The following is a 6,703-nucleotide window of genomic DNA, read 5'->3' on the forward strand; positions in this document are numbered from 1 at the left end:
CCCGGCCGGCCGGCTACCTGTGGCTGGCCGGTGACCACCACATCCACACGCAGTACAGCTCCGACGCGAAGTACCGGGTCATCGACCACGTACGGCAGGCCAACGCCCACGGCCTGGACTGGATGGTCGTCACCGACCACGGCAGCGAGACGCACGCCAAGATCGGCGTGGAGAAGGTCAACCCGGACATCGTCGCCGCCCGCGACCAGATCTCGGACACCCTGGTCTTCCAGGGCCTGGAGTGGAACATCCCGGCCGCCGAGCACGGCACTGTCTTCGTCCACCCGGGCCGCAACGAGGTGGCGGTGCTGAAGGAGTTCGAGACCTCCTTCGACGGCTCGGTCCGCGAGGCCACGAGCTCCACGCCCGCCAACGAGGCGCTGGCCATCTCCGGTCTGAACTTCCTCGCCGAGCAGGTCCAGCGCCGCACGGTCAAGGACGTGCTGTTCCTCGCCAACCACCCGGCGCGCAAGGGCATCGACTCCCCGCACGAGCTGCGCGCCTGGCGCGACGCCCAGCCGCACATCGCGGTCGGCATGGAGGGCGCCCCCGGCCACCAGGCGGCCGGCCTGCCCGCCCCGCGGGGCGCCGGTTCCGGGCGCGGTTTCTACGACAGCAGCCCCAGCGCCGACTCGTACGCCGGTTACCCGCTGGAGAGCTACCGCACCTGGGGCGGCTTCGACTGGATGACCGCGACGGTCGGCGGCCTGTGGGACAGCCTGCTCGCCGAGGGCAAGCCGTGGTGGATCACCGCCAACTCCGACTCCCACAACGTCTACGCCGACACCGCCGTGCGCGGGCCGGGCAGCGACTTCAACGCAAACGGCCGCTACAACGACCCGGTCTACGGCGGCGGACTCAACCTCAGCGACGGCGACTACTGGCCCGGCCAGTACAGCCGCACCCACGTCGGCGCGGCCGGATTCTCGTACGGCGCCGTGATGGACGGCATCCGCGCCGGCCGGGTCTGGGTCGACCACGGCGGCCTGATCAGCGGCCTGAACGCACGCGTCACCGGCTCCGGAAACGCGGTCACGCTCGGCGGCGTGCTCCACGTCCGCCGCGGCGGCCGGGTGGACCTGATGATCGACATCGCCCTGGCGGGCGGCCCCAACTGGGCCCAGTTCGTCCCCGGACTGGCCCGTGTGGACGTCATCCAGGGCGACGTGACCGGCGCCGTCTCCGACCAGGACAGCTTCACCACACCGAACACCAGGGTCGTGAAGTCCTTCGAGGTCGGCCGGTCCACCGGCGCCGTGCGCCTCACCTACTCCCTGGGCCGGGTCGACCAGCCGTGCTACGTCCGCCTGCGCGGCACCGACGGCAACCGCTCCGCCGTCGGCCTGCACGGTGCCGCCGTCGACCCGGCGGGCCCGGCCATGGACGTCGTCGGCGACGCCGACCCCTGGAAGGACCTCTGGTTCTACTCCACCCCAATGTGGGTCCTGCCCGCATGACCTCTCCGCCCACCGGGCCCGGTGTCCACACCGTCAGCGGTGGGGACACCGGCTCCGCGAACCTCCGCGAGGCCGACCACCTGATCCACCACCTCGCGACCGCCCTCGACCTGCCCACCGGCACCGTCGCCTGCACCCACCTCATCAACGGCTGAGCCGGGGCCGTGCCCCCCGCGGGCGGTTCCGCGCCGCCCGCCTACCATGCGACGCAGGATCTGCCCGCGGCTGACCGCCCGGGCCCCGCGTACGGATCGCCGGCGCGGTCGCAGCCGGAGGAACCGGGGAGCCGATGTCCGAAGCAGCCGTTACGCCGCCGGGCGACGCGCCCGTGATCACGGGCGCCACCCCGGGCTCGTTCGCCCGCAGTGTGCTGGCCGAGCGACACCCCGCGCTGATCCGGCAGGTACGCGACGCCTTTCCGTACCCGCCGGAGCAGCGGCGCGCCCTCGACGCGCTCCTGGAGGAGATCACGGGAGGACCGAACTCCTCCAGGATCACGGCCCTTCCGCCGGGCGCGCACGCGTACGAGCGGTGGGAACGGTGGGGGACGGGATACGTCGGACGGTCGTGGTTCGACGTGCCGTTCCTGTGGGCGGAGAGCTACTTCTACCGACGGCTGCTGGAGGCGGTCGGCTACTTCGCGGCGGGGCCGTGGCAGGGCATCGACCCGTTCGGCCCGTTCAAGCGCGCCGAGTTGCGCGGCGCGGCCGTCGCCGCGGAACTGGCGGTACTGGACGAGGTGGCCGGTCTGCCACCGGAGGCACAGGACGCGGCCGTGCTCCACGGGGCGTTGTGGGGCAACCGGGCGGACCTCGGTTTCCGCATCTCCGCCGGCGACGAGTCCGGCGCGGCGGGCACGCTCGTCGTGGACGACAGCGCCCCGCTGTGGCGGCACCTGGCCGCGGGACCCGGGGGCGCGGTGTACGTCGTGGCGGACAACGCGGGCCGCGAACTGGTCGCCGACCTGATCCTGATCGACCACCTCCTGCACACCGGCCGCGCGGCCGGCGTCGTGCTGCACGTCAAGCCGTACCCGTACTTCGTCTCCGACGCGACCACCGCCGATGTCGTGGACTGCCTGCGCCGTATCGCCGAGGCGCGGGGGCGGGCGGGTGAGGCCGGCGCCCGGTTGTGGCGGGCGATGAGCGGCGGCCGGCTGGACGTGCGGGCGCACCCCTTCTCCTGCGCGCCCCTGCCGTACGCGGACATGCCGGCCGACCTGCGGGCCGACCTGGGGCGCGCCACCCTCACCCTGGTCAAGGGCGACCTCAACTACCGCCGCCTGGTCGGCGACCGGCACTGGCCCGCGACCACCCCCTTCCCCGAGCTCACCTCCACCTTCCCCGGCGCCCCGCTGGCCGCCCTGCGCACCCTGAAGTCCGACGTCGTCACCGGCCTCGCCCCCCGCACCCTCGCCGCCCTCGACGCGACCGCCACCCCCTGGCGCACCACCGGCACCCACGCCGTCATCCAGATGCGCCCCTGACAGCCCGGGTACGTCGGCCGCCCTCGCGACCGGGTGGCCGTCACGCGACCGGGCACGCCGCCGTGCGTCGCGCGGTGGACGCTCAGCGGGGGCGCAGGGCGTCCAGGGCGGTGAGGGCCACGTGGAGTTCGGTGCGGTGGGGGCCGGAGTCGAGGTCGCGGTCGAGGAGGCGTTCGATGGTGCGCAGGCGCTGGTAGAGGGTCTGGCGGGAGAGGCCGCCGCGGTGGGCGGCGGCGGTTTTGCTGGCGGCGGCGTCGAGGTAGTGGCGCAGGGTGGAGAGCAGGTCGGTGCCGTGCCGGGCGTCGTGGTCGATGAGCCGGCCGAGCTGGCGTTCCACGTAGTCCTGCACGCGTACGTCGTCGCGCAGGGCGTACAGCAGTTGGGGCAGCCCGATGTCGGACAGCTCGTGGAAGGGTTTGCCGGGGGAGCCGGGCAGGGCCGCCTCCGCCACCCGGGACGCTTCACGGAAGGAGCGGGCGGTGTGGGTGAGGTCCGCCGTCTCGCAGCCGACGCTCACGATCGCGTCCGGGGCGAGGGACAGGGCGGTGCGGCTCAACCGTTCGGCCACCGGACGCCAGGGGCGGGCGTCGCGCAGGGCCAGCAGGACGCCGACGCGTCCGGGGGCCAGTTCCCCGACGAGTGCGGGCCCCGCCGTCGCCGCCAGTTCGCGGGCGAGCGCGTCCTCCAGCCGGGCCCCGCGTCCGTCCGCGGGGTCGGCGCCGGTGCCGGCGTCGACCAGGATCGCGAGGTAGCGGTCCGCCTGGGGCGGCAGGCCCAGCGCGGCGGCGCGGGCGCGGGCCTCGCCGGGGGAACGGTAGCGCTGCTCGGCCAGGTCGCGCAGCGCGTCGCGGTGCGCGCCGCGTTCCCAGGTGGTGGTGTGGATGAGGCGGGCGATGGTCAGCGTCAGCGCGGTCCGCTCCAGCACGGTCACGTCCTCGGGTCCGAACGCGCGGGCGCGCGGCGGGTTTCCGCGTGGGGCCCCGCCCAGGTCCTCGCCCGGGTTCCGGCCCGGGTCGCTGCCCGGTTTCCCGCCCCGGTCCTCGCCCGGTTTCCCGACGGGGAGCGGATCGGGCAGCATCACCACGCGGCCCCACCGTTCGCCCCGGTACTCCACGGGAGTGGTCAGCCAGCCCTCGGGGCCGTGCACGGTGGGGCGGTCGACGGCGGGCGTCGCCCGGGAACGCCGTTCCCAGTCGGTGAGCGCGTCCTCCACGCTGCGGCCGGCGGGTGCGCAGATCACCGCCTGGTGCACCAGGTTCTCCAGGACGACGGTGTGCTCGCTCGTCTCGGCGGCCGTCCGCAGCACCTCCCGCGGACCGGCGCCCCGTAGCGTCAGGGCGGTGAACGCCTCGTGGATGCGCTGGGTCCGGCGGATCGTCTCCGCCTGGTTGCCGAGGATGAGGGCGTGCACGACCTGGGTGACCTCCAGGAAGTTGACGTCCCTGGACAGGGTGACCAGCGGCAGGTCGCGGGTGCGGCAGGCGCGGACCAGGGCGTCGGGCGGCCGGTGGTAGCGCCGTACCAGTTCGATGACCAGGGCCGCCGCACCCACCTCGGCGAGCTCGTCGACGTACCGGCGCACCCGGGCGGGCTCCTCCGGCAGGGGCATTCCGGTGGTCAGCACCAGCTCGCCGCCCTTGAGGAACGAGGCGGGGTCGGTCAGCTCCGTGATGTGCACCCAGCGGACCGGGCGGAGCAGCCCCGACTCGCCGGTGACGACCCGCGGTTGCCCCGCGGCCAGCACGGGCAGCGCCAGCGCCTCGGCCACGGTCAGCGGCCGGGGTGTGCCCTCGGGCCGCTCACCGGTGGCCGACTGGGGCGTGTCGCTCACGGGCGCCTCCCTGCGGGCCGGGTGGGGGCGGCCAGCGTAGCCCGGGACCACACGGTTGACAGAACGTCCAATACGGACCCGCGGCCCGGACAGAACACTCGTTGTCCCGTCCCGGGGTCCCGGCGATGCTCGCGGTACCGCCGTGACCGACCAGTGGCCCGGGAGACGAACATGACCGAACTATCGCCGCATCTGCGCCAGGCCACGCCCGTGGTGGCCGTCCGCGGGGAGGGCGTCCACCTGTACGGGGACGACGGCCGCCGGTACCTGGACTTCACCGCCGGCATCGGCGTGACCAGCACCGGGCACTGCCACCCGAAGGTGGTGGCCGCAGCTCAGGAGCAGGTCGGCACGCTCATCCACGGCCAGTACACCACCGTCATGCACCAGCCGCTGCGCCGGCTGGTGAGCCGGCTCGGCGAGGTGCTGCCGGCCGGGCTTGACAGTCTGTTCCTCACCAACTCCGGCAGCGAGGCGGTGGAGGCCGCGCTGCGGCTGGCCCGGCAGGCCACCGGCCGGCCGAACGTCCTGGTCTGCCACGGCGGTTTCCACGGCCGTACGGTGGCCGCCGCCTCGATGACCACCTCCGGGACCCGGTTCCGGTCCGGTTTCTCGCCGCTGATGGGCGGCGTGGTCGTCACCCCGTTCCCGACGGCGTTCCGCTACGGCTGGGACGAGGAGACCGCCACCCGGTTCGCCCTGCGGGAGCTGGACTACGTCCTGCAGACGATCTCCGCCCCGGACGACACGGCCGCGGTCATCGTGGAGCCGGTGCTCGGGGAGGGCGGGTACGTGCCCGCCACCCGGGACTTCGTCGAGGGGCTGCGCGAGCGCGCCGACCGGTACGGCTTCCTGCTGATCATGGACGAGGTGCAGACCGGCGTCGGCCGCACCGGGCGGTTCTGGGGCCACGAGCACTTCGGCGTCGCGCCGGACATCCTGGTCACCGCCAAGGGGCTGGCCAGCGGTTTCCCGCTCTCGGGGATCGCCGCGCCGGACGAGCTCATGCGCAAGGCGTGGCCGGGCTCGCAGGGCGGTACGTACGGCGCCAACGCCGTCGCGTGCGCGGCGGCCGTCGCGACCCTGGACGTGATCCGCGACGAGAAACTGGTCGAGAACGCCGACGCGATGGGGCTGCGCCTGCGCGCCGGCCTGGAGGCCGTCGCCGCCGCCACCCCGGCCATCGGCGACGTACGCGGCCTCGGCCTCATGCTCGCCACCGAGTTCGTCACCCCGGACGGCGCCCCCGACCCCGAGACCGCCGCCCGCGTCCAGCGCGCCGCCGTCGACGAGGGCCTGCTCCTGCTGCTGTGCGGCGCCTGGAACCAGGTCGTCCGCATGATCCCCGCCCTCGTCGTCGACGAGGGCGCCGTCGACGCGGGCCTGCGCGCCTGGACCGCGGCGGTGCGGGCCGGCACCCAGGCGTAACGCAGCCGCCCGCGCGGCGCAGACCGGACGGTGCGCGGGCCGCCCGCCCGGGTCCTCGGTTCCGCGGGATCGCCGTTCTCGCGTACGTCCGCCCTCGGTACCGGCGGTCTCGCCGACTCCGCCCGTCCGGGCCCGTCGGTTCCGCGGACATCCGTCCGCCGGGCTCGTCGGTTCCGCGGACATCCGTCCGCCGTGCTCGGCGGACTCGCGTACGTCCGTCGGTCCGCACCGGCGGCTGTCCGTCCGCCCGGACGGCGGTTTCGCCCGCGTCCGCCTGTTCGTCCCGGCGGTCTCGCGCAGGTCGGCCCGTCCGTGCCCGTCGGTTCCGCCGGCGGACCGCCCGCCGGGACCGGCGTCGTGCGGGCGGCCGCTCGGCGCGGTGGGCGCCGGACCGGCAAACCCGTCATTCCCTCGATCAGCCAGGAGGTATCCCGTGAGTACGACTCCGCCCGCAGCCGTGACCGCCGCGCGCGAGCACATCGTGGCCGCCGTGCCCAAGCA

The 6,703-nt window shown here is 74.6% G+C and carries 5 protein-coding genes; 4 read left to right on the forward strand and 1 reads right to left on the reverse strand.

The genetic code is table 11. The features are described from left to right. The 3 genes from VIW71_RS19835 to VIW71_RS19845 all read left to right on the forward strand — a co-directional run. The coding region (locus VIW71_RS19835; protein WP_331623715.1) for a PHP domain-containing protein at positions 1-1,457 on the forward strand (1,457 nt) is incomplete at its 5' end. Beyond that, positions 1,454-1,612, forward strand: coding sequence for a hypothetical protein (locus VIW71_RS19840; RefSeq protein WP_331623716.1), 159 nt, complete (start codon positions 1,454-1,456; stop codon positions 1,610-1,612). The genes VIW71_RS19835 and VIW71_RS19840, both read left to right, overlap by 4 nt. Positions 1,613-1,746: 134 nt before the next feature. Then, the gene (locus VIW71_RS19845) at positions 1,747-2,943 is read left to right on the forward strand and encodes a damage-control phosphatase ARMT1 family protein (RefSeq protein ID WP_331623717.1); all 1,197 of its coding nucleotides are present in this window, start codon (positions 1,747-1,749) and stop codon (positions 2,941-2,943) included. Positions 2,944-3,025: 82 nt separating this feature from the next. On the opposite strand, the gene VIW71_RS19850 is transcribed toward VIW71_RS19845, so the two are convergent. Further along, the gene (locus VIW71_RS19850; protein WP_331623718.1) at positions 3,026-4,774 is read right to left on the reverse strand and encodes a PucR family transcriptional regulator; all 1,749 of its coding nucleotides are present in this window, start codon (positions 4,772-4,774) and stop codon (positions 3,026-3,028) included. Between the two features lie 171 nt (positions 4,775-4,945). Between VIW71_RS19850 and VIW71_RS19855 the strand changes: the two genes are divergently transcribed. Then, entirely contained in the window at positions 4,946-6,202 is a 1,257-nt protein-coding gene (locus tag VIW71_RS19855; RefSeq protein WP_331623720.1) for an aspartate aminotransferase family protein, read from the forward strand. The last annotated feature ends 501 nt before the right edge of the window (positions 6,203-6,703 follow it).

It is taken from the genome of Streptomyces sp., from assembly GCF_036524955.1.
Taxonomy (GTDB): Bacteria; Actinomycetota; Actinomycetes; order Streptomycetales; family Streptomycetaceae; genus Actinacidiphila.